Source organism: Halochromatium salexigens, assembly GCF_016653295.1.
In the GTDB taxonomy this organism is placed as follows: domain Bacteria; phylum Pseudomonadota; class Gammaproteobacteria; order Chromatiales; family Chromatiaceae; genus Lamprobacter; species Lamprobacter salexigens.
The window spans coordinates 361,860-380,783 of the sequence record NZ_NHSF01000059.1 but is presented as its reverse complement, the minus strand read 5'-3'; the positions used below and the strand labels follow the sequence as shown (position 1 = coordinate 380,783).

Below are 18,924 nucleotides of genomic sequence, written 5' to 3'. Positions count from 1 at the left end.
ATGATCAAGGCCCTGCGCAAATACCTCGATCGCCAGGAGCGCCACTTCCTGCCCGGCGGTCGCTACGAGCGCTTCGGCGCCCTGTTCGAGCTGGTCGACACCTTCTTCTACACCCCGTCGACGGTCACCGCCGGCACCCCGCATCTGCGCGATGGGATCGACCTGAAGCGGGTGATGATCTTCGTCTGGATCGCGGTCCTGCCCGCCGCCCTGTTCGGCATGGTCAACATCGGCCTGCAGGCCAACAGCGCCATGGCGGCGATGGGCCTCGAGCAGGTCGAGGGCTGGCGCGGTGGGCTGCTGTGGCTGCTCGGTGCTGGCGGCCCTGATCCGAACAGCGTCTGGAATAATTTCTGGCATGGCGCGGTCTATTTCCTGCCGATCTACATCGTCACCATGGCCGCGGGCGGCTTCTGGGAGATTCTGTTCGCGACCGTGCGCAACCACGAGGTCAACGAGGGCTTCTTCGTCACCTCGATCCTGTTCGCGCTGACCCTGCCGCCCGATATCCCGCTTTGGCAGGTGGCGCTCGGCATCTCGTTCGGCACCGTCATCGGCAAGGAGGTGTTCGGTGGCACCGGCAAGAATTTCCTCAATCCGGCACTGACCGGGCGCGCCTTCCTGTTCTTCGCCTATCCGAGCGAGATCTCCGGTGATGCGGTCTGGACCGCGGTCGATGGCTTCAGCGGCGCCACGCCCTTGATGCTCGCCGCCGAGGGCGGAGTGGGCGCGATCCAGGCCGCCGGCGTGACCTGGTGGAATGCCTTCCTCGGCACCGTGCAGGGTTCGATCGGCGCGACCTCGACCCTGCTGATCAGCGCCGGCGCGCTCTTCCTGGTCTACACCGGCGTCGCCTCCTGGCGCATCATGGCCGGCGTGCTGATCGGCGTGATCGGCACCGCGCTGCTGTTCAATACCCTCGGCAGCGAGACCAACCCGGCCTTCGCGCTGCCCTGGCACTGGCATCTGGTGCTCGGTGGGCTCGCCTTCGGGCTGGTGTTCATGGCCACCGATCCGGTCTCGGCGTCGATGACCGAGACCGGCAAATGGTTCTATGGCGCCCTGATCGGCTTCATGACGGTGCTGATCCGGGTGCTCAATCCGGCCTATCCGGAGGGTGTGATGCTGGCGATCCTGTTCGCCAACCTGTTCGCGCCGCTGATCGACTGGTTCGTGGTCCAGGCCAACATCCGCAGGAGGGCACGGCGCCATGTCGGCTGACTCGCATTCGCAGGCTCCATCCGTGCGCGCGGGCGCTTTGCTAGCGTCGGCGAAGGCGGTTTTTAGGCTGCCGAACGATGATCCGCGCAAGACCATCGCGGTCGCGCTGGTGCTCTGCCTGGCCTGCTCGGTGGTGGTCTCGGCCACAGCGGTCAGTCTGCGCCCGCTGCAGGAGCGCAATGCCGCGCGTGCGCTCAAGTCGGAGGTGATCAAGGTCGCTGGCATCGAGACCGCCGACATGAGCCTGGATCAGGCCTTCGAGCAGATCGAGCGTCGCCTGGTCGACCTTGAGACCGGTGAGTTCGTCGAGGACGCCGATCCGCTGAGCTATTCCTATCGTGATGCGGCCAAGGACCCAGCCGCGAGCAGTGCGATCGAGGAGGCCGAGCGCGCCGGCTTGCAGCGACGACCCGATCGCATGCCGGTCTATCTGGTGCGCCACGCCGGCGAGCTGCAGACCATCATCCTGCCGGTCTATGGCGCCGGCCTCTGGTCGACCATGCACGGGCTGCTGGCACTGGCGCCGGACGGACGTACCACCCAGGCGCTCACCTTCTACGAGCAGCGCGAGACCGCTGGCCTCGGCAGCGAGGTCGCCGGCCAACGCTGGCTCTCCGAATGGCCGGGCAAGGTGCTCATCGATGAGACTGGCGAGCCGGTGATCGAGGTCGTCAAGGGCAACGTCGATCCTGATGCCCCCAATGCCGAGCACCGCGTCGATGGGCTCTCCGGTGCCACGCTCACCAGCAATGGGGTCACCAACCTGATGCACTTCTGGCTGGGCGAGCAGGGCTATGGGCCCTTCCTGGCCCGGCTCCGCGACGATCACCGCGGCTGACCAGCCGAGCCGAACAGGCCGAACAGGGGGATACGCAGCATGGCCACCCAATCCGCCCGGCTCCTACTCGAGCCGATCGTCGACAACAATCCGATCACCCTGCAGATCCTCGGCATCTGCTCGGCCTTGGCGGTGACCACCAAGTTGGCGCCGGCCATCACCATGAGCATCGCGCTGACGGCGGTGATCGTTGGCGCCAGCGTCATCATCAGCCTGATCCGGCATCACATGCCGTCGAGCATCCGCATCATCATCCAGATGACCATCATCGCCTCGCTGGTGATCCTGGTCGATCAGGTGCTGCAAGCCTTCGCCTATGAGCTCTCCAAGCAGCTCTCGGTGTTCGTTGGACTGATCATCACCAACTGCATCGTGCTCGGTCGCGCCGAGGCCTTTGCGTCGAAGAATCCGCCCTGGCCGAGCTTCCTCGATGCCCTCGGCCATGGGCTCGGCTACAGCCTGATCCTGATCAGTGTCGCCGCGATCCGCGAGCTGCTCGGCTCCGGCAGCCTGCTCGATGTGCAGGTCTTGCCACTGGTGAAGGAGGGCGGGTGGTATGAGCCCAATGGCCTGATGCTGCTCGCCCCTGGCGCCTTCTTCATCATCGGGCTGATGATCTGGGCCATCCGCAGCTGGAAGCCGGCACAGCTCGAGAGGCCTGAATACCGGATCAATGTCGTGCACCGGACGGAATCGCGATAATGGAGCACTATCTGTCCCTGCTGTTCAAGGCGATCTTCGTCGAGAACCTGGCGCTGGCCTTCTTCCTCGGCATGTGCACCTTCCTTGCTGTTTCCAAGCGCATCGAGACCGCGATTGGGCTCGGAATCGCGGTCATCGTGGTGCAGACCATCACCGTGCCCGTCAACAGCCTAATCCATCAGTATCTGTTGCAGGAAGGTGCCTTGGCCTGGCTCGGGCTGCCGGCGCTGGATCTCTCGTTCCTCGGGCTGATCACCTATATCGGCGTCATCGCCGCCATGGTGCAGATCCTGGAGATGTTGCTCGATCGCTACTTCCCGGCGCTCTATCAGGCGCTCGGCATCTTTCTGCCGCTGATCACCGTCAACTGCGCCATCTTGGGCGGATCGCTGTTCATGGTCGAGCGGGGCTACGATCTGGGCGAGAGCACCGTCTATGGCTTCGGCACCGGGCTTGGCTGGGCGCTGGCGCTGGTGCTGCTGGCCGGTATCCGCGAGAAGCTCAAGTACAGCGATGTGCCGGACGGGCTGCAGGGCCTTGGCATCACCTTCATCACCACCGGGCTGATGGCGATGGCCTTCATGTCGTTCTCGGGGATTCAGTTGTGATCGGCTGTCAGGAGGCTGCGCGTGCTTGATCTGACCTTCGGCATCCTGGTCTTCACCGGCGTGGTGTTGGCGCTGGTGTTCGTCATCCTCAACGCGCGGCGCCTGCTGGTGCCCAGCGGTGATGTCCATATCGACATCAACGAAGAGCGCGACATGGTCACCACGGCCGGTCGTAAGCTGCTCGGCGCGCTGGCCGATGGCGAGATCTTCGTGCCTTCGGCCTGCGGTGGCGGGGGTACCTGCGGTCAGTGCCGGGTCAAGGTGCTCGAGGGCGGCGGCAAGCTGTTGCCGACCGAGGCGAGTCTGATCAATCGGCGTGAAGCCGGTGAGGGCTACCGGCTCGCCTGCCAGGTCGCGGTCAAAGAGGATTTGCGCATCGAGGTGCCGCGCGAGATCTTCGGTGTGCGGCGCTGGACCTGCCGGGTGCGTTCCAACCGCAGCGTCTCGACCTTCATCAAGGAGCTGATCCTGGAACTGCCACCGGGCGAGGACGTCGCCTTTCGCGCCGGCGGCTATATCCAGATCGAATGCCCGCCCTACGAACTCGACTATGCCGATATCGAGATCCCCGAGCATCTGCGCGCCGATTGGGATCAATACGATCTCTGGAGATTCAAGGCCGGCACCAAGCAGCCGGTCACGCGCGCCTATTCGATGGCCAATTATCCGGGCGAGGCGGGCATCATCATGCTCAATGTGCGCATCGCCACGCCACCGCCCGACCATCCCGAGGTGCCGCCCGGCATCATGTCGAGCTACATCTTCGGCCTCAAGCCCGGCGATGAGGTGACCATCTCTGGCCCCTTCGGTGAGTTCTTCGCCAAGGAGACCGAGGCCGAGATGATCTTCGTCGGCGGCGGTGCCGGCATGGCGCCGATGCGCAGCCACATCTTCGATCAGCTCAAGCGGTTGAACACCCAGCGCAAGATGTCCTTTTGGTATGGCGCGCGCAGCAAGCGCGAGATCTTCTACCAAGAGGATTTCGACGCGCTCGCCCGCGAGCACGAGAACTTCAGCTGGCATATCGCACTCTCATCACCACAGCCCGAGGATGAGTGGCAAGGAGAGGTCGGTTTCATCCACAGCGTCCTCTTCGAGCGCTACCTGAAGAACCATCCGGCGCCCGAGGATTGTGAGTTCTACATGTGTGGCCCGCCGATGATGACAGCGGCGGTGATCGGCATGCTGCGCAGCCTGGGGGTCGAGGACGACAACATCCTGCTCGACGATTTTGGCGGTTGACGGTTGTCACCAGATGCTCGAATTCGCCTTCGCACTGCTCATCTTCTCGCTCGCCTTCATTGGCTTGGCGCTCGGCGTGCTCAATGGCCGCGCCGCGCTCAAGGGCAGTTGCGGCGGGCTCAATCAGATCCCCGGCCTCAGCTCCGACTGTGGCGGTGTCTGCCAGCGGGGCCAAACTTGCCTGAATCGCTCCGACAGCGCCTAGACGAGACCGATTGCCGACCAAATCATCCGTCTGAGCCATTGCCCAAGCAGGCGCTCAAACAATCGAAGCTACCGCGAGGATATCGGCATGAAAGCGAGCAAGACCGCCAAACAGGCCATGTCACGGGCTCTGGTGACCCTGACGCCCGAGATGGATGTGCTCGAGGCACTGCGCATCCTGGTCGAACAGCGCCTCTCGGGTGCCCCGGTCGTCGACCAGATCGGTAATCTGATCGGCATGCTCACCGAGCGCGACTGTATGCGCATCGCGCTCGGTGCCGGCTATCACAGCGAGGATGGCGGTCGCGTCGAGAACTTCATGACCCCCTCGGTGGTCACCGTGGATGCCAATACCCCGATCACCGAGGTCGCCGAGCTGTTCGCGACCAGCCACTTCCGCCGCCTGCCGGTGATGGAGCAGGGCCGCCTCATGGGCATCATCAGCCGTCGCGATGTGCTCAAACAGCTCGAGGCCGCCTGGCAGCCCGATCGGCATCGGATCTGAAACGCGAGCCGAAGCGCGTTATACTGAACGGCTTTTGGTTTCCAGGAGTCCCTATGTTCGACGCTAGCATGCAGATCACCGGCTACGATGACGAGCTCGCTCAAGCCCTGCGCGACGAGGAGCGCCGTCAGGAAGAACATGTCGAGCTGATCGCGTCCGAGAATTACACCAGCCCCCGCGTGATGGAAGCGCAGGGCTCGGTGATGACCAACAAGTACGCCGAAGGCTATCCGGCCAAGCGCTACTACGGCGGCTGCGAGTTCGTCGATGTCGCCGAGCGCCTCGCCATCGAGCGCGCCAAGGCTCTGTTCGGCGCCAATTATGCCAATGTGCAGCCGCATTCGGGCTCGCAGGCCAACGCGGCGGTGTTCATGGCACTGTGCCAGCCGGGCGACACCGTGCTTGGCATGAGCCTCGCCCACGGCGGCCACCTGACCCACGGCGCCAAGCCCAATTTCTCCGGCAAGCTCTACAACGCCGTCCAATACGGGCTCGACCCGGCCACCGGCGAGATCGACTACGCTCAGGTCGAATCGCTCGCCCGCGAGCACAAGCCGAAGATGATCATCGCCGGCTTCTCGGCCTACGCGCGTGTCATCGACTGGCAGCGCTTCCGCGATATCGCCGATGAGGTCGGTGCCTATCTGCTGGTCGACATGGCCCATATCGCCGGGCTCGTCGCCGCCGGCGTCTATCCGAGCCCGGTGCAGATCGCCGATGTCACCACCACCACCACGCACAAGACCCTGCGCGGGCCGCGCGGTGGCCTGATCCTGGCCAAGTCCAACCCGGAGCTGGAGAAGAAGTTCAACTCGCTGGTTTTCCCGGGCACCCAGGGCGGCCCGCTGATGCATGTGATCGCCGCCAAGGCCGTCGCCTTCAAGGAGGCCATGGAGCCTGAGTTCAAGGACTATCAGAAGCAGGTCGTGCTCAACGCCCAGGCCATGGCCGAGACCTTCCTCGCGCGTGGCTACGATGTCGTCTCCGGCGGTACCGACGATCATCTGTTCCTGGTCAGCTTCATTGAGCAGGGCCTGACCGGCAAGGACGTCGATGCCTGGCTCGGCGCGGCCAACATCACCGTCAACAAAAATGCGGTGCCGAACGATCCGCAGTCGCCCTTCGTTACCAGTGGTATCCGCGTCGGCACCCCGGCGATGACCACCCGCGGCTTCGGCCTCGATGAGGCACGCGCGCTGGCCGGCTGGATGTGCGATGTCATTGACGCGCGCGGGGATCAAACGGCGATCGAGCAGGTCAAGGCCAAGGTGCTCGACCTCTGCAAACGCCTCCCGGTCTACGCCCGTTGAAGCGGCTCAGCGTCGGCAGCGGCCAGCATCGCTCCTGAGACAGAGACGCTTGCATGCGCTGTCCCTACTGCGGTGCGCAGGACACCAAGGTCATGGATTCCCGGCTCTCCGGCGACGGCGATCAGGTCCGCCGCCGCCGGCGCTGCGTCGTCTGCGCCGAACGCTTCACCACCTACGAGGCGGCCGAACTCAATCTGCCGCGCGTGATCAAGCGCGACGGAACCCGGGTTCCGTTTGACGGCCTCAAACTGCGCAGCGGACTGATGCGCGCGGCCGAGAAGCGCCCAATCAGTACCGAGCAGGTTGAGGCCGCCATCGCACGCATCCAGCGCAAGCTGCTCGGCACCGCCGACGGCGAAATCAGCGCGCGCGCGATCGGTGAACTGGTGATGGCCGAGCTGCGCGGCCTCGACGAGGTCGCCTATGTGCGTTTCGCCTCGGTCTACCGCAAGTTCGAGGATGTCGCCGCCTTCCGCGAGGAGATCGAGCGCCTTGAGCGCAACCCCGCGCCCGATGTGCGTCGTGCCCAGCTCGATCTGCTCGATACACTCGACAAGAAATCTTAAGCATGAGGGATGAAGGGCCGGATGGCCTAGCGCTGATGGCGCGCGCCGTCCAACTCGCCGAGCGCGGGCTGTATACCACCGATCCCAATCCACGCGTCGGTTGCGTACTGGCAAAAGGGGGGCAGATTGTCGGTGAAGGCTGGCACCGCCGTGCCGGCGAGCCGCATGCCGAACGCCTGGCCATCGACGCGGCCGGCGCGCGGGCGCGTGGCGCGAGCGCCTATGTCACCCTCGAGCCCTGCTGCCATCATGGCCGCACGCCGCCCTGCACCGAGGCCTTGCTCACGGCGGGCGTGAGCCGGGTTGTGGTCGGCATGGAAGATCCAAACCCGCTCGTCCATGGACGCGGGCTCGAGCGCATGCGCGCGGCTGGTGTCGAGGTCGTCACCGGCGTACTCGAAGGCCCTTGCCGCGCGCTCAATCCGGGCTTCGACAAACGTATGCGTCTCGGCCTGCCATTTGTGCGGGTTAAGCTCGCGGCCAGTCTCGACGGGCGCACCGCGCTGGCCAATGGTGAGAGCCGCTGGATCACCTCCACAGCGGCGCGCACCGATGTGCACTGGCTGCGCGCGCGCTCCTCGGCTATCCTCACCGGCGTCGATACCCTGTTAGCCGATGATCCCTCGCTCAATGTCCGGCTCGCGCCGGCGCTGATCCCGGCGCTAGAGGAGGGCGAACCGGTGCGGCAACCGCTGCGCGTAATCCTCGACAGCGCGCTGCGCCTGCCACTTGGGGCGAAGATGCTCCCGCTACCGGGCGCCACCCTGGTCGCGACCTGTATCCAAGACCCGCGGCGCATCGCCGCCGTCACCTCCGCCGGTGCCGAAGTCTGGGTTAGCCCGCCGGATGCGGCCGGACGCGTCGATCTCAAGGCCCTGCTGCGCTATCTCGCCGAACGCGAGATCAACGAGGTACTGATCGAGGCCGGGCCGACGCTGGCCGGCGCCGCGGTCGAGCAGCGCCTGGTCGATGAACTGGTGCTCTACCTGGCGCCGCACCTCATGGGCAGCGATGCGCGCGGACTGTTCCAGTTCGGGCCGCTTGCCAGCATGCGCGAGCGCGTGTCGCTGCAATTGCTCGACCTGCGCCAGATCGGTCCCGACCTGCGCCTGCGCGCGCGTCTCGCCGAGGATGAATGCCTCGAACGGTGTTAGGATCCCAACCGAGTGATCTCGGATTTCAATGGGCTCGATGATATGGCACTCGCGCAAGAAGACCTTGAGTTGATCAAGCAACAGTTGGGTGACTACGTCAAGGAAAACCTCGGCATTTGGCTGGCCGAGCAAAGCCTTGGCAAGCCGCCGGTGGTCTACGAGATCGAGTTGCGCGAGCGCATGGTGCGCGTGGAAGAAGAGCTGCGTCACCAGCGCGAACTGATGCGCGAAGGTTTCGCGCAAATGGACAAGCGTTTCGAGCAGACTGAGAAGCGTTTCGAGCAGATTGACAAGCACTTCGAGTCTATGCGGTCGAACATGGACAAGCGCTTCGAGCAGGTTGACAAGCACTTCGAGCAGGTTGAGAAGCACTTCGAGCAGGTTGAGAAGCACTTCGAGCAGGTTGATAACCGCTTCGAGTCTATGCAGTCGAACATGGATAAGCGCTTCGAGTCTATGCAGTCGAACATGGATAAGCGCTTCGAGTCTATGCAGTCGAACATGGATAAGCGCTTCGAGAGCGTGCAGCAAGACATCCGCGCTCTGCAACAGCGCATGGACAGCTTTATGCGCTGGTCCTTCGGCATCACCATCGGCACTGGCGGCATCATCATCGGCGTGCTTAGACTCTGGCCAGCGGCCTGATACCCCAATACTCGGGCTTGGACCATCACCGCTTCGGCGCCGATGGGTCGACGATCGGCGCTTGCTCGGTAACCTCCGAGCGCACCAACGCATAATCCTCGCCGCGTGCTTGCTGCACCATCTGCTCGGCATCCTCATCGGTGATGCCAAGCCCGTCCAGGGTCTCGGCGGCCAGGCGCAGGCTCGCCTCGACCGCCTCCGGGAAGGCGCGGCTGGCGCCGGCCCGGAACAGCGCATCGCAGGCGGTCAGATCGCGCGCGCGCGCGACGATGATGATCTCCGGCGCATAATGCCGAATCAGGGTCGTCGCCTCGATGCAGGCGCGCGGATCATCGATGGTCAAGACCACCACCTTGGCCTGCTCGATCTTGGCCGCCGCCAGCAGCGCGGGGTTGCGCATGTCGCCATAGAACACCGGCTGCCCCTCGGCGCGCCAGCGCGCCACCAGCCCTGGATTTTGATCGAAGGCGATGAAACGGATGCCATGGCTGGCCAGCACCGCGCCGACGGTGTGGCCCACCCGTCCATAACCGGCGATGACCGCCTGCGCTCCATCCTCCTGCCCGGGCTGATAACGGAAGCGCTCATCCACTGGCCCTTCCTCATCGCTAAAGCGCGCGCTCAGGAAGGCCCCAAGACGCACCAGCAAGGGCGTTGCCAGCATGCTGCCGGAGATCAGCGCGACCGCCATGGTAAAGGTCGCCGCATCGATGATGCCGAGTATCTTCGCCGCGCCGAACAGGATGAAGCCGAACTCGCCCGCCTGCCCAAGCATGAAGGCGACCTGCAGCGCGCTCTTGCGTGATTGGCAGAAGCGCTGCGCGAGCACATAGATCAACCCCACCTTGATCGCGATCAGGATCACCAGGTGCAGCACGAAGAGCAGCGGCTTGGCCGCTAGCACGCCCAGATTCAAGGACATGCCGACGGTGACGAAGAACACGCTCATCAACAGCCCCTTGTGCGGCTCGATGCTGGCATGTACCTGCACGCTGTAGCGCGAGTTCGAGAGCATCATGCCGAGCAGGAAGCCGCCGAGCGCCATCGACAGGCCGGCGCGGTTCATCGCCCAGGCGGCGATGAAGACCGCCGCCAAGGTCACCAAGAAGAAGGCCTCGCGATTGCCCTGCCGCGCCAGCAGATCCAATATCAGCGGCACCAGATAACGGCCAGAGACGATGACGCCGGCGAGCATCAGCACGATCAACCCCAACTGCTCGCCCAGATGTGGCTCGGGCAGGCTCGCCCCACTGGCCGCCGCCAGCGGCAGCAGCGCCAACATCGGCACCACGGCGATATCCTGCATCAGCAAGACCGAGAAGGCCGTCTGCCCGCGCGGCGTGGCGATCTCGCCCTTCTCGTAGAGCATCTGCATCACCAGCGCCGTTGAGGACAGGGCCAGGCTGAAGCCGATCAATAGCGCGATTGGCCAGGTCTCGACAAAGAGGCGAAAATAGACCGCCAGGGCCAGGCCAGAGAACAGGATCTGCAACGAACCGAGTCCAAACAGCGTCCGGCGCATCTCCCACAGGCGGCTCGGATGCAGCTCGAGGCCGATGATGAACAGCAGCAGCACCACGCCCAGCTCGGTGAAGTGGCGCAGATCATCGACATTGCCGGTGACCGCTGGACCTGGGGTATAGGGGCCGATCAAGACACCGGCCACCAGCAGACCGAGGATCGAGCCGAGGCCGAAGTGTTTGAACAACGCCACCGCGGTCGCGGCGGCGATCAGCAACAGCACGGAGGATTGAACAAAGGCCTCGGGGTCCATGAACGCGGGACGGCTCCATCAACGGGCGATTAGGACAGCAGCGGAATGATATACCGCCTGTACTGTATTGTGCTCTCGAGAGCGGGATCACCGAGCATTCGGAGGGCACGCCCGCCGATCAACCCCGAGGACAAGAATACGATGTGCGAACTCTTTGCCATGTCGAGTCGAGTGCCGGCGACCCTGGGCTTCTCGCTCGAGCGCCTGGCACGCCACGGTGGCGCCGAGGGCCCGCATCGCGACGGCTGGGGCTTGGCCTTCTACGAAGGCGCGGATTGTCTGTTGCTGCGCGAGCCGCGCCCGGCCAGCGAGAGCCCCCTGATGCAGTTCATGGAACATCAGGGGTTACGCACCAAGCTCGGTCTCTGCCACATCCGACTCGCGACCTTCGGCGCGCTGGCGCTGCGCAACACCCAACCCTTCGCGCGCGAACTTAGCGGGCGCATGCACGTCTTCGCGCACAACGGGGATATGCCGACCCTGGCCGATCTACAGGCCAAGCATCCGGCCCGCTTCTCGCCAGTGGGCGATTCCGACTCCGAGCGCGCCTTCTGCGGCCTGATGACCGCGCTCGCGCCGGTTTGGGATGATGTCTGGGGTGAGGTGCCGGACCTGACGACACGTCTAGCCGTGATCGCCGACTACGCGCGCGAACTGCGGGCGCTCGGCCCGGCCAACTTCATCTACTCAGACAGCGATGCCCTGTTCGTGCATGCCGATCGGCGCACCCAGCCCAATGGCCAGCTCAGCGCCCCCGGCCTCTATTTGCTGCAGCGCTATTGCTGGCGCACCGCGCCCGAGCTTCAAGAGGCGGGCGTCAACCTCTGCTCGATCCGCCAGGACGTGGCCCTGATCGCCAGCGTGCCGCTGACCGATGAACGCTGGGAACCGCTGGGCGAGGGCGATCTGATCGCCCTCAGGGATGGGCTCTGCTTCGGCGCCGATGGCCGTCAAGTCGAGCCCGAGCGTGTTGCCGGGCGGCAGCCGATGCCGCTCGCTTAGACTGGCCCCTGAGCCGAGGCTCACTGAGGCCAGTGCGCATCGATCAGCCCATCAGACACAACCCGTCGGCTTGGGCAGGCCACCCCACTTGCAGATCAGCTTCATTGGGCCTTTCTTGAAGATGGTGTAAAGCTCCTTGGTCGAGACGCCTTGCTTCTTGGCGAAGATGCGAATCGGCGGCACCACGCCATCGTTGTCGTACATGCCGCGCGCATCACGGATGAACTGCATCACCTGCTCGTTCATCTCGAAGTCGTCTTGCTCGGCGAGTTCGACGGCAAGCTCTTCGGTCCAGTCGTCGCGATTGAGCAAGAAGCCTTCGTTGTCGAGTGGGACGGCTACGGTCATGAAACACCTCGTCGTATCGATTTCTGCATAGAGTGTAGGTTTGTACCGTCCTAAATGGCCTCGCAACGCCAAGATTCCACCTTATACCCACCAGGGTTTATCACTCCCGTGCCGCCCGAACCGCCTCCAGCACGCCGTCCCAAAAGCGGATGCGTGCACAGACCGCCTCCTCGGCCGCGATCACAGCCTCCTCGAGACGCTCGGGATCCTCCCCGCAGAGCTGATCGAGCATCGACAGCGACAGCGGCCCGTGGAAATCCTCATCCAGATGGATGTGGCGGTGCAGGTAATAGTGGAAGGCCGGCGCGTCCTGTTCGGTGATCGCCATGCGCGCGAGCAGCGAGCGAAACATCTCCGGGATCACCCGCTCGCGCCCAACCGCGAGCGCCGCGGCGACCGCATGCGGCTTATCCTCGCGGATGAAGCAGAAGGTGGTCTCGGTGAAATAGCGCGAGGGCAGGGGCACCAGCTCCGAGTAGAGCGCCGCATCCAGCCCCTGCTCGCGCACCCGCTCGATAAAGCGGAGCGGGTTATCGCCGTCGGCGCCGATCTCGTGCATGGCCGTGCAATAGAACTCGAAGTGACTGCTATAGCTCGGGCGAGTGCTGCCCTCGATGACATCGGATTCCTCTTCCAGCGCCAACTGATTGATGAAATAGCGTACCGCCGGGTTACCTTGCGGAATCCAGGGCACCTGCGTCGGCGCCAGCTTGCCCTGCAGATATTTGATCAAAGACATGAAATCCCACACCGAGAAGGCGTGATGGGTCATGAACACGCGCAGATCGTCGATATCCTGGAGTTCGGCATAGATCGGATGCTGGTTGAGTTCCTCAACCAAGGGTTGAATGGGCGTCAAGTCGGGTGCTGCCATCGGATGATCTCTGTTGGTGTACGTCACAGTGTATCGGCCAATATACGCCCGAACCGGCGCGGACCAAGCGCGCGCGAGGATGAGCCGCGCGCAAGAGGGCGGTATAGTACGCCGCTTGCGTGTCGCGCCCTCTCATCGACCATTCCCAGGAGGTCTCCATGGACCAGATTTCCGCGATCATCGGCTCCATCAACGGCTGGGTGTGGGGCCCGCCGATGCTCGTGCTGATCCTCGGCACGGGGCTGTATCTCTCGATCGGCCTCAAGGCCATGCCGCTCTACCGGCTCGGCTACGGCTTTCGCATGCTCTGGCGCGGCCGCAAGGAGCAGGGCAAGGGCGACATCACATCCTTCAACGCGCTCATGACCTCGCTCTCGGCGACCATCGGCACCGGCAACATCGCCGGCGTCGGCACCGCGCTCGCCATCGGCGGCCCCGGTGCCCTGTTCTGGATGTGGATCACCGCCCTGGTCGGCATGGCCACCAAATATGCCGAGGCCGTGCTCGCGGTGCGCTATCGCGAGGTCGACGAGAAGAACAACCACGTCGGCGGGCCGATGTACTACATTCGCAACGGTCTCGGCAAGAACTGGCGCTGGCTGGCGGTGCTCTTCGCCCTCTTCGGCGCCATGGCCGGCTTCGGCATCGGCAACACCGTGCAGGCCAATTCGGTGGCCGATGCGCTCACCACCAAGTTCGGCGTGCCGGCACTTGGCACCGGTCTGGTGATGGGGCTCTTGGTCGGGCTGGTGCTGATCGGCGGTATCCGCTGGATCGCGCAAGTGGCCGGCAAGCTGGTGCCGCTGATGGCGCTGGCCTACCTGCTCGCCGGGCTCATCGTGCTGGCGCTCAATCTCGGCGAGATCCCCGGTGCCTTCGTCACCATCGTCGAATACGCCTTCACACCCGCCGCTGGTGTCGGCGGCTTTGCCGGCGCCTCGGTGATGCTGGCCCTGCAGATGGGCGTGGCGCGTGGCATCTTCTCCAACGAGGCCGGCCTCGGCAGCGCGCCTATCGCCCATGCCGCCGCCGAGACCGACAGCCCGGTGCGCCAAGGCACGGTGGCGATGCTCGGCACTTTCATCGATACGCTGATCATCTGCACCATCACCGGCCTGGTGATCGTCATCTCGGGCCAGTGGAAGGCCGACAGCCCGGAATTCACCGACTGTGTCGAGCGCGGCGGGGTCATCGAGGAGCGGGTCGACAGCTCCTGGATGATCCGCAAGCCGAGTACCGTCTGCATGATCGCCGCCGCCGGCGCTGAGGGCGCTAGCGAAGAGCACAATCGCAACATCACCGGCGCCTCGCTCTCCGCTGTGTCCTTTGGCGAGGAACTGCCCGGCAGCGGCGCCTATGTGGTCTCCATTGGGCTCGCGCTGTTCGCGTTCACCACCATCCTGGGCTGGAGCGTCTACGGCGAGCGCTGTATCGAATACCTGTTCGGCATCCACGCCATCATCCCGTTCCGCGTGCTTTGGGTGCTGGCGGTGCCCATCGGTGCCATCAGCCAGCTGGATTTCGTCTGGCTACTGGCCGATACGCTCAACGCCATGATGGCGATCCCGAATCTGATCGCGCTGGTGCTGCTCAGCCCGGTGGTGTTCAAGATCACCCAGGCGTTTTTCCAGAATAAGACTGAAGAGGCTAGCCGAGGCTAGTTCGGCGGTGTTCGCGTGGAGATCATCCCGCCCATCACGCAGATCGAGACGATTGCGGAAGGGCGGGGTATCCGCGAGCTTGCTCAGCTACGCCAGCGTTATGGACCGGGAAACTGGAAAAAGAAGAAGGGCATCGCGATGGTGCGCGTTGAGGACGAAATATCCGTCTATGCCGAGCTTCACTGGTACGAAGCGCATGGCATTGGCAAGGTCAAATTGAAGGTGAAGCGATGGCTTTGAATTTCGTGGTGTGCCTGCAGAAAGAGCAGCTCGGCGATCTGTCAGGCGACGACATCCATGTCGGGCGTCTTTACGAAGTGCTCGAGACGGATGCCGAGCATGGAATGATCCGCATCATCGACGAATCAGGCGATGATTATCTGTATCCCGAGGCTTGCTTCGAGCCGGTTGCCGTTAGCGATGCTGCAGCGAGACGGCTGAACCAGGTACTGCCGCATAATCGCTGAACAGCCTGGGCACTGGTATAAGCGAGCGGTATCTCGCCGCGCTCAACTGGCCTGCTTGCTGCCACCAAGGCACTCGGGCGAGGCGGGCGCCGCGCCGCCGCCCTTGTCGAACCACTCCTGCGGCGTCCAGGCGTGGATGGCGAGCGCGTGCAGCCCGTCGGTCAGCTCGTCGCGCACCAGCGCGTTGACGCGCCGATGGCGATCGATCAGCTTCTCGCCGGCGAAGGCCTCACTGACCGCGAGCACTTTGAAATGCGACTCGGCGCCCTCCGGCACATTGTGCATGTGGCTCTCATCCGAGACCTCCAGGTGCATCGGGGTCAGCGCGGTGTTCAGGCAAGCTTGGAGACGGGCTTTGCGGCTCATGTGTGCACCTCTCGATGGATTCGACCATGGATCGGGCAAAAGATTGGGGCGTTCGGACGTTGACCAAGCCGGTTCGTTGATGCTTGAGTTCCTCCTCCACGCGCACCATGCGCTCGCGCAGTTCGATCTCGTAGACCGCTACCGGCTTGCCGAGGCGCTGATCGGCGAGCCACTCGTCTTCTTCGGCAAGGGCCATGGGTCTTGTGCCTAAGTTGCGCCTACGGTCGGTTGCTGGCACTGGATAAATCCACGCCGCGCTCGACATGGCTTCGTGGCGAGATGACCGAGGCCCGATCCGGCGGATGTTCGATGAGCAGACGATCGCCTGTGATCAAGACGCTGCCCGCGTGGCCCTCCAGCAGTGCCCAAAGGTGATCGTCGCCGGGATCGGGCGCCGGACTCACCGGTTCCGGATCTCGCCAAATCGCGTTGGCGACCAAATCAGTCAGTAGAGCGTCGATCTCACGCTCGGTCAGCCCATGTAATTTGCTGAGTTTTGGCCGCAGCAGAACGGCCCGGTACTCGTCGAGCAAGGCTAGAGACAATAGATAAAAAATCGCACCCGACAGCATGTGATCGACGATTCGCGCCACTGGGCTTTGAGCGTCCTTGGTGATCAGGCCAGCGGTCAGGACGTTCGTATCGACGACGAAGACCCGCGATATTATTGCCCGCGCGCGGCGCGCGTCTCTTCGACCGCCAGCGCCAGGGCTGTATCGGCGTCAAGACCGGAACGTGCACGCGCTTGATCGACGAGCGATCGGGCACTCGCCTGATCCCGAATGCCGCGAAGGCGCAGGCTTTCCTCAATGATCGAGGTGATCGAGCGCTGCTGCCTGGCCGCAGTCTGCTTCAAGGCGCGGTGTAAATCATCTTGCAGCGTGATGGTAAGGCGAGTCATCTCACATCGGCCAATAGGATAAGGTATGAGTCACATTAGCACCGACTCACCATCGCCGCCAGTCAACTATCGGGCATTCGGCGCCGACTGTTGGTTATTGGCACTGGTCAGCTAGAATAGCGCGCATCAAGGCGCGGCTGCGAGAGTCCGGGCCGCTTCTAAAGGGATGCCGAAGGTGCCTGCTATTCAACCGATTCGCTACGCCTCTTGGCCGCCTCGGCTCGCTCAAGCCGTCTTGCTGGCGCTGCTGTTGGCCATCGGCCTTGGCCTGGCGCTCGATGTGGAGTCAGTGATCGAAGGCGACGAAGACGCCCGGATGCTCAAGGCCGATCGTGGCGATGTCGCGCTCTATCGCGCGGTGATCACACGCATGCAAGCGGGCGAGGGATTCTATGCGGCCAACGGCGTCGAACAGGCCGCGCGCGGGTATCCGACCACGCCCTTTGTCACCTGGCGTCTGCCAACAGCGGCGACCCTGATCGCGATGTTGGGCGAGCAACGCGCCGGCATGTTGCTGCAAGCGCTGGCGGTATTCACGGTGCTGTTCTGGATCTGGGTACTGCTGCGCGCCGGACTGCAGCGCTGGACAGTCCTGGCGGCGAGCTTGTTGCTCGGCACGGGCGTGATCATCGCGCTGCCGATGCCGGCGCCATCGCTGTATCTGCACGAAGTCTGGGCGAGCGTCTTGATCGCGTTGTCGCTAGGGCTGCGACAGTCGGCTTGGCCGCTGGCGGTGCTGAGCGGATTGGCGGCGCTGGCCTTCCGGGAACTCGCCTTGCCATTCGTTGCAGTCATGGGCGTCTGCGCGCTGCTGGAGGGCCGGCGTCGCGAGGCGCTCGGCTGGGGCGCGGCGATCCTGGTGTTCGCGCTTTACCTTGCGGTACATGCCTGGCAGGTCTCGGCGCATCTCGGGCCTGACCCGAACACGAGCGCGGGTTGGTTGGTGTTCGGCGGTTGGCGCTTCGTGCTCGAGACCGCGCAATGGAATGTGGTCGCGTTGATCCTCGGTCCCTGGTTGGTGGTCATCGCCATGCCGCTGGCCGTGCTGGGGGCGGGCGCGTGGCGCCACCCGCTCGGCACCCGCTTGGGGGTGACGGTGGCGGTCTACACGCTCGGTTTCATGATTGCCGGTCGCCCGGATAATACCTATTGGGGTGTCCTGTGCGCGCCTTTGGTCGCGGTGAGCCTGACCTTTGCGCCGGCGGGCTTGCGGGCGCTGTGGAAGGCGGCGCGCGGGCGTGGCTAGAGCCGGTCGCGGATGAGGCTCACGAAGGTCATCGTATCGTGCTGAACCTGACTATCGCGACCGTCTTCGAGCGTGCCATCGCGCGCTCACGGCTGACGTTCCTTGTGTCGTTGTTGGTGCCCTTGACGTTGCTCTACGGCGCGACCGCGAGCTGGCATCTGCACGACTTCGATGTGCTCACCAATATCGTCAGCGCCTGGCATCTCGGCAACACCGGTTCGCCGGTGTTGCCGGGGTACGAGCATTTGGCCCGTCCGCCTTTCGAGGGCTTCATGGGCTCGTTCATGGAGGCACCCGGCGGCACGGTCTCGAAGTATCCGCCCGGTGCGGCGCTGCTCGCCGCGCCGCTCTATGCGCTCACGCCGGGTGACCTCGCGTTGGAGACGATCGCGAATGCGGCAAGACCTGACCTTGAGACCGAGATCCCATGGCCACCGGTGTGGCCCTCGACGCTGGTTGCCGTGCTCGCCACGGCACTGGCGATGAGCCTGCTGGGCTTGACGTTTCTCGAGCAGGGCACGGTGCGCGAGGCCTGGATGGCGACCTGGGTGGCTGCGCTGGGCACCTCGGCCTGGTCGGTGGCCTCGGATGCGCTGTTCATGCACGGCCCGGCCATGCTGTGGATTGCGCTGGGCGTCTATCTCAGCAGCCGGCAGCGCTATTGGGGCTCGGGGCTTGCCTTTGGCGCGGCGGTGCTGACCCGACCGCATACAGCGGTGATTCCGGCGGCAGTTGGCCTGGGTCTAGGCGCTTATGGGCGCCGCATGACGCCGATTGTGCGCGTAGGCTTGGCCTCTTCGCTCGGGGTACTGGCCCTGCTGACCTACAATGGTCTGACCTTTGGCAGATGGTCTGTGCTCGGCGGTTACGGCGCTGTCTTTGCCGAGAAGCTGGTCACGCCCGAAACCCGCTCTTTCCTCGACAACCTGCTTGGCGGGTTGTTCGATCCCTTCCAGGGGTTTCTGGTGCTGTCGCCGTTTTTGCTGCTGCTGGTGCCTGGCCTATGGCCGGCCTGGCGCCGGAGTGACCCCTGGGTGCGCGGTGCCGCGATTGGCGGGCTGATCTATCTGCTGCTGCAATTCAAGATGAATCGCTACAACCCAGCCAATGCGACCCTGTATCGCTACCCGTTGGAAGCGCTGACCGCCTCGGCGCCCCTGTGGTTCGCGGCCTATCGTTATTGGCTAAAGGCGCGGTGGCAGCGGCGAGGCTGGCGATTGCTGTTCAAGGTGGCCGTCTTGCTGGCCATTGGAGCGCAGGGGATGGCGATCTGGCTGTTTTGAAACGGGG

At 64.1% G+C, this 18,924-nt stretch carries 24 protein-coding genes; 18 read left to right on the top strand and 6 right to left on the bottom strand.

What is annotated here, in order from left to right; all coding sequences use genetic code 11:
• The 11 genes from CCR82_RS11720 (at nt 1) to CCR82_RS11670 (ending at nt 8,995) form a co-directional block, all read left to right on the top strand.
• Nucleotides 1-1,221, top strand: a complete 1,221-nt coding sequence (locus CCR82_RS11720) for an NADH:ubiquinone reductase (Na(+)-transporting) subunit B (protein ID WP_201245960.1) — start codon at nt 1-3, stop codon at nt 1,219-1,221.
• On the top strand, nt 1,211-2,059 hold the full coding sequence (locus CCR82_RS11715; protein ID WP_201245959.1) for a Na(+)-translocating NADH-quinone reductase subunit C: 849 nt from the start codon (nt 1,211-1,213) through the stop codon (nt 2,057-2,059). The genes CCR82_RS11720 and CCR82_RS11715 overlap by 11 nt, the downstream gene beginning before the upstream one ends.
• Before the next feature lie 39 nt (nt 2,060-2,098).
• Nucleotides 2,099-2,761 (top strand): NADH:ubiquinone reductase (Na(+)-transporting) subunit D, encoded by a 663-nt coding sequence (locus CCR82_RS11710; protein WP_201245958.1) that lies wholly within the window; start codon nt 2,099-2,101, stop codon nt 2,759-2,761.
• On the top strand, nt 2,761-3,369 hold the full coding sequence (gene nqrE / locus CCR82_RS11705; protein WP_201245957.1) for an NADH:ubiquinone reductase (Na(+)-transporting) subunit E: 609 nt from the start codon (nt 2,761-2,763) through the stop codon (nt 3,367-3,369). Before CCR82_RS11710 ends, nqrE begins: the two co-directional genes overlap by 1 nt.
• A 21-nt stretch (nt 3,370-3,390) precedes the next feature.
• Nucleotides 3,391-4,611 (top strand): NADH:ubiquinone reductase (Na(+)-transporting) subunit F, encoded by a 1,221-nt coding sequence (gene nqrF / locus CCR82_RS11700; RefSeq protein WP_201245956.1) that lies wholly within the window; start codon nt 3,391-3,393, stop codon nt 4,609-4,611.
• 13 nt (nt 4,612-4,624) lie between these two features.
• A complete protein-coding gene (locus CCR82_RS11695; protein WP_201245955.1) occupies nt 4,625-4,816 on the top strand; it encodes a hypothetical protein in 192 nt (63 codons plus the stop codon).
• Nucleotides 4,817-4,903: 87 nt separating this feature from the next.
• Entirely contained in the window at nt 4,904-5,320 is a 417-nt protein-coding gene (locus CCR82_RS11690; RefSeq protein WP_201245954.1) for a CBS domain-containing protein, read from the top strand.
• Nucleotides 5,321-5,373: 53 nt separating this feature from the next.
• A complete protein-coding gene (gene glyA / locus CCR82_RS11685) occupies nt 5,374-6,630 on the top strand; it encodes a serine hydroxymethyltransferase (protein WP_201245953.1) in 1,257 nt (418 codons plus the stop codon).
• Between the two features lie 53 nt (nt 6,631-6,683).
• The gene (gene nrdR, locus CCR82_RS11680) at nt 6,684-7,196 is read left to right on the top strand and encodes a transcriptional regulator NrdR (protein WP_201245952.1); all 513 of its coding nucleotides are present in this window, start codon (nt 6,684-6,686) and stop codon (nt 7,194-7,196) included.
• 2 nt (nt 7,197-7,198) lie between these two features.
• The gene (ribD, locus tag CCR82_RS11675) at nt 7,199-8,350 is read left to right on the top strand and encodes a bifunctional diaminohydroxyphosphoribosylaminopyrimidine deaminase/5-amino-6-(5-phosphoribosylamino)uracil reductase RibD (RefSeq protein ID WP_242513415.1); all 1,152 of its coding nucleotides are present in this window, start codon (nt 7,199-7,201) and stop codon (nt 8,348-8,350) included.
• A gap of 12 nt (nt 8,351-8,362) precedes the next feature.
• Nucleotides 8,363-8,995, top strand: a complete 633-nt coding sequence (locus CCR82_RS11670; RefSeq protein ID WP_338073156.1) for a hypothetical protein — start codon at nt 8,363-8,365, stop codon at nt 8,993-8,995.
• A 25-nt stretch (nt 8,996-9,020) separates the two neighbouring features.
• Here the strand turns inward: CCR82_RS11670 and CCR82_RS11665 are convergent, their stop codons facing one another.
• Complete coding sequence (locus tag CCR82_RS11665) at nt 9,021-10,769, bottom strand: cation:proton antiporter domain-containing protein (RefSeq protein ID WP_201245951.1); 1,749 nt, start codon at nt 10,767-10,769, stop codon at nt 9,021-9,023.
• 141 nt (nt 10,770-10,910) lie between these two features.
• On the opposite strand from CCR82_RS11665, the gene CCR82_RS11660 reads away from it, so the two are divergent.
• Nucleotides 10,911-11,771, top strand: a complete 861-nt coding sequence (locus CCR82_RS11660; RefSeq protein WP_201245950.1) for a class II glutamine amidotransferase — start codon at nt 10,911-10,913, stop codon at nt 11,769-11,771.
• A gap of 51 nt (nt 11,772-11,822) precedes the next feature.
• Here CCR82_RS11660 and CCR82_RS11655 read toward each other — a convergent pair whose 3' ends face one another.
• Nucleotides 11,823-12,119, bottom strand: coding sequence for a TusE/DsrC/DsvC family sulfur relay protein (locus CCR82_RS11655; RefSeq protein ID WP_201245949.1), 297 nt, complete (start codon nt 12,117-12,119; stop codon nt 11,823-11,825).
• 100 nt (nt 12,120-12,219) lie between these two features.
• Nucleotides 12,220-12,993, bottom strand: a complete 774-nt coding sequence (locus CCR82_RS11650; protein ID WP_201245948.1) for a DUF3050 domain-containing protein — start codon at nt 12,991-12,993, stop codon at nt 12,220-12,222.
• Nucleotides 12,994-13,151: 158 nt separating this feature from the next.
• Here CCR82_RS11650 and CCR82_RS11645 point away from each other — a divergent pair, with 158 nt between their 5' ends.
• The 3 genes from CCR82_RS11645 to CCR82_RS11635 are packed head-to-tail and all read left to right on the top strand — an operon-like array spanning nt 13,152 to nt 15,121.
• Nucleotides 13,152-14,654 (top strand): alanine/glycine:cation symporter family protein, encoded by a 1,503-nt coding sequence (locus CCR82_RS11645; RefSeq protein WP_201245947.1) that lies wholly within the window; start codon nt 13,152-13,154, stop codon nt 14,652-14,654.
• Between the two features lie 15 nt (nt 14,655-14,669).
• A complete protein-coding gene (locus CCR82_RS11640) occupies nt 14,670-14,894 on the top strand; it encodes a hypothetical protein (protein WP_201245946.1) in 225 nt (74 codons plus the stop codon).
• A complete protein-coding gene (locus CCR82_RS11635; protein ID WP_201245945.1) occupies nt 14,885-15,121 on the top strand; it encodes a hypothetical protein in 237 nt (78 codons plus the stop codon). The genes CCR82_RS11640 and CCR82_RS11635 overlap by 10 nt, the downstream gene beginning before the upstream one ends.
• 42 nt (nt 15,122-15,163) lie before the next feature.
• Here CCR82_RS11635 and CCR82_RS11630 read toward each other — a convergent pair whose 3' ends face one another.
• Nucleotides 15,164-15,487, bottom strand: coding sequence for a BolA family protein (locus CCR82_RS11630; protein WP_201245944.1), 324 nt, complete (start codon nt 15,485-15,487; stop codon nt 15,164-15,166).
• A gap of 79 nt (nt 15,488-15,566) precedes the next feature.
• Between CCR82_RS11630 and CCR82_RS18950 the strand changes: the two genes are divergently transcribed.
• Nucleotides 15,567-15,698, top strand: a complete 132-nt coding sequence (locus tag CCR82_RS18950) for a hypothetical protein (protein WP_276570570.1) — start codon at nt 15,567-15,569, stop codon at nt 15,696-15,698.
• A 7-nt stretch (nt 15,699-15,705) separates the two neighbouring features.
• On the opposite strand, the gene CCR82_RS11625 is transcribed toward CCR82_RS18950, so the two are convergent.
• Complete coding sequence (locus CCR82_RS11625; RefSeq protein WP_338073163.1) at nt 15,706-16,152, bottom strand: putative toxin-antitoxin system toxin component, PIN family; 447 nt, start codon at nt 16,150-16,152, stop codon at nt 15,706-15,708.
• On the bottom strand, nt 16,152-16,388 hold the full coding sequence (locus tag CCR82_RS11620) for a ribbon-helix-helix protein, CopG family (protein ID WP_201245943.1): 237 nt from the start codon (nt 16,386-16,388) through the stop codon (nt 16,152-16,154). Before CCR82_RS11620 ends, CCR82_RS11625 begins: the two co-directional genes overlap by 1 nt.
• A 175-nt stretch (nt 16,389-16,563) precedes the next feature.
• Here CCR82_RS11620 and CCR82_RS11615 point away from each other — a divergent pair, with 175 nt between their 5' ends.
• Both CCR82_RS11615 and CCR82_RS11610 read left to right on the top strand, forming a co-directional pair.
• Entirely contained in the window at nt 16,564-17,634 is a 1,071-nt protein-coding gene (locus tag CCR82_RS11615) for a hypothetical protein (RefSeq protein ID WP_201245942.1), read from the top strand.
• 38 nt (nt 17,635-17,672) lie between these two features.
• On the top strand, nt 17,673-18,917 hold the full coding sequence (locus CCR82_RS11610) for a hypothetical protein (RefSeq protein ID WP_201245941.1): 1,245 nt from the start codon (nt 17,673-17,675) through the stop codon (nt 18,915-18,917).
• The last annotated feature ends 7 nt before the right edge of the window (nt 18,918-18,924 follow it).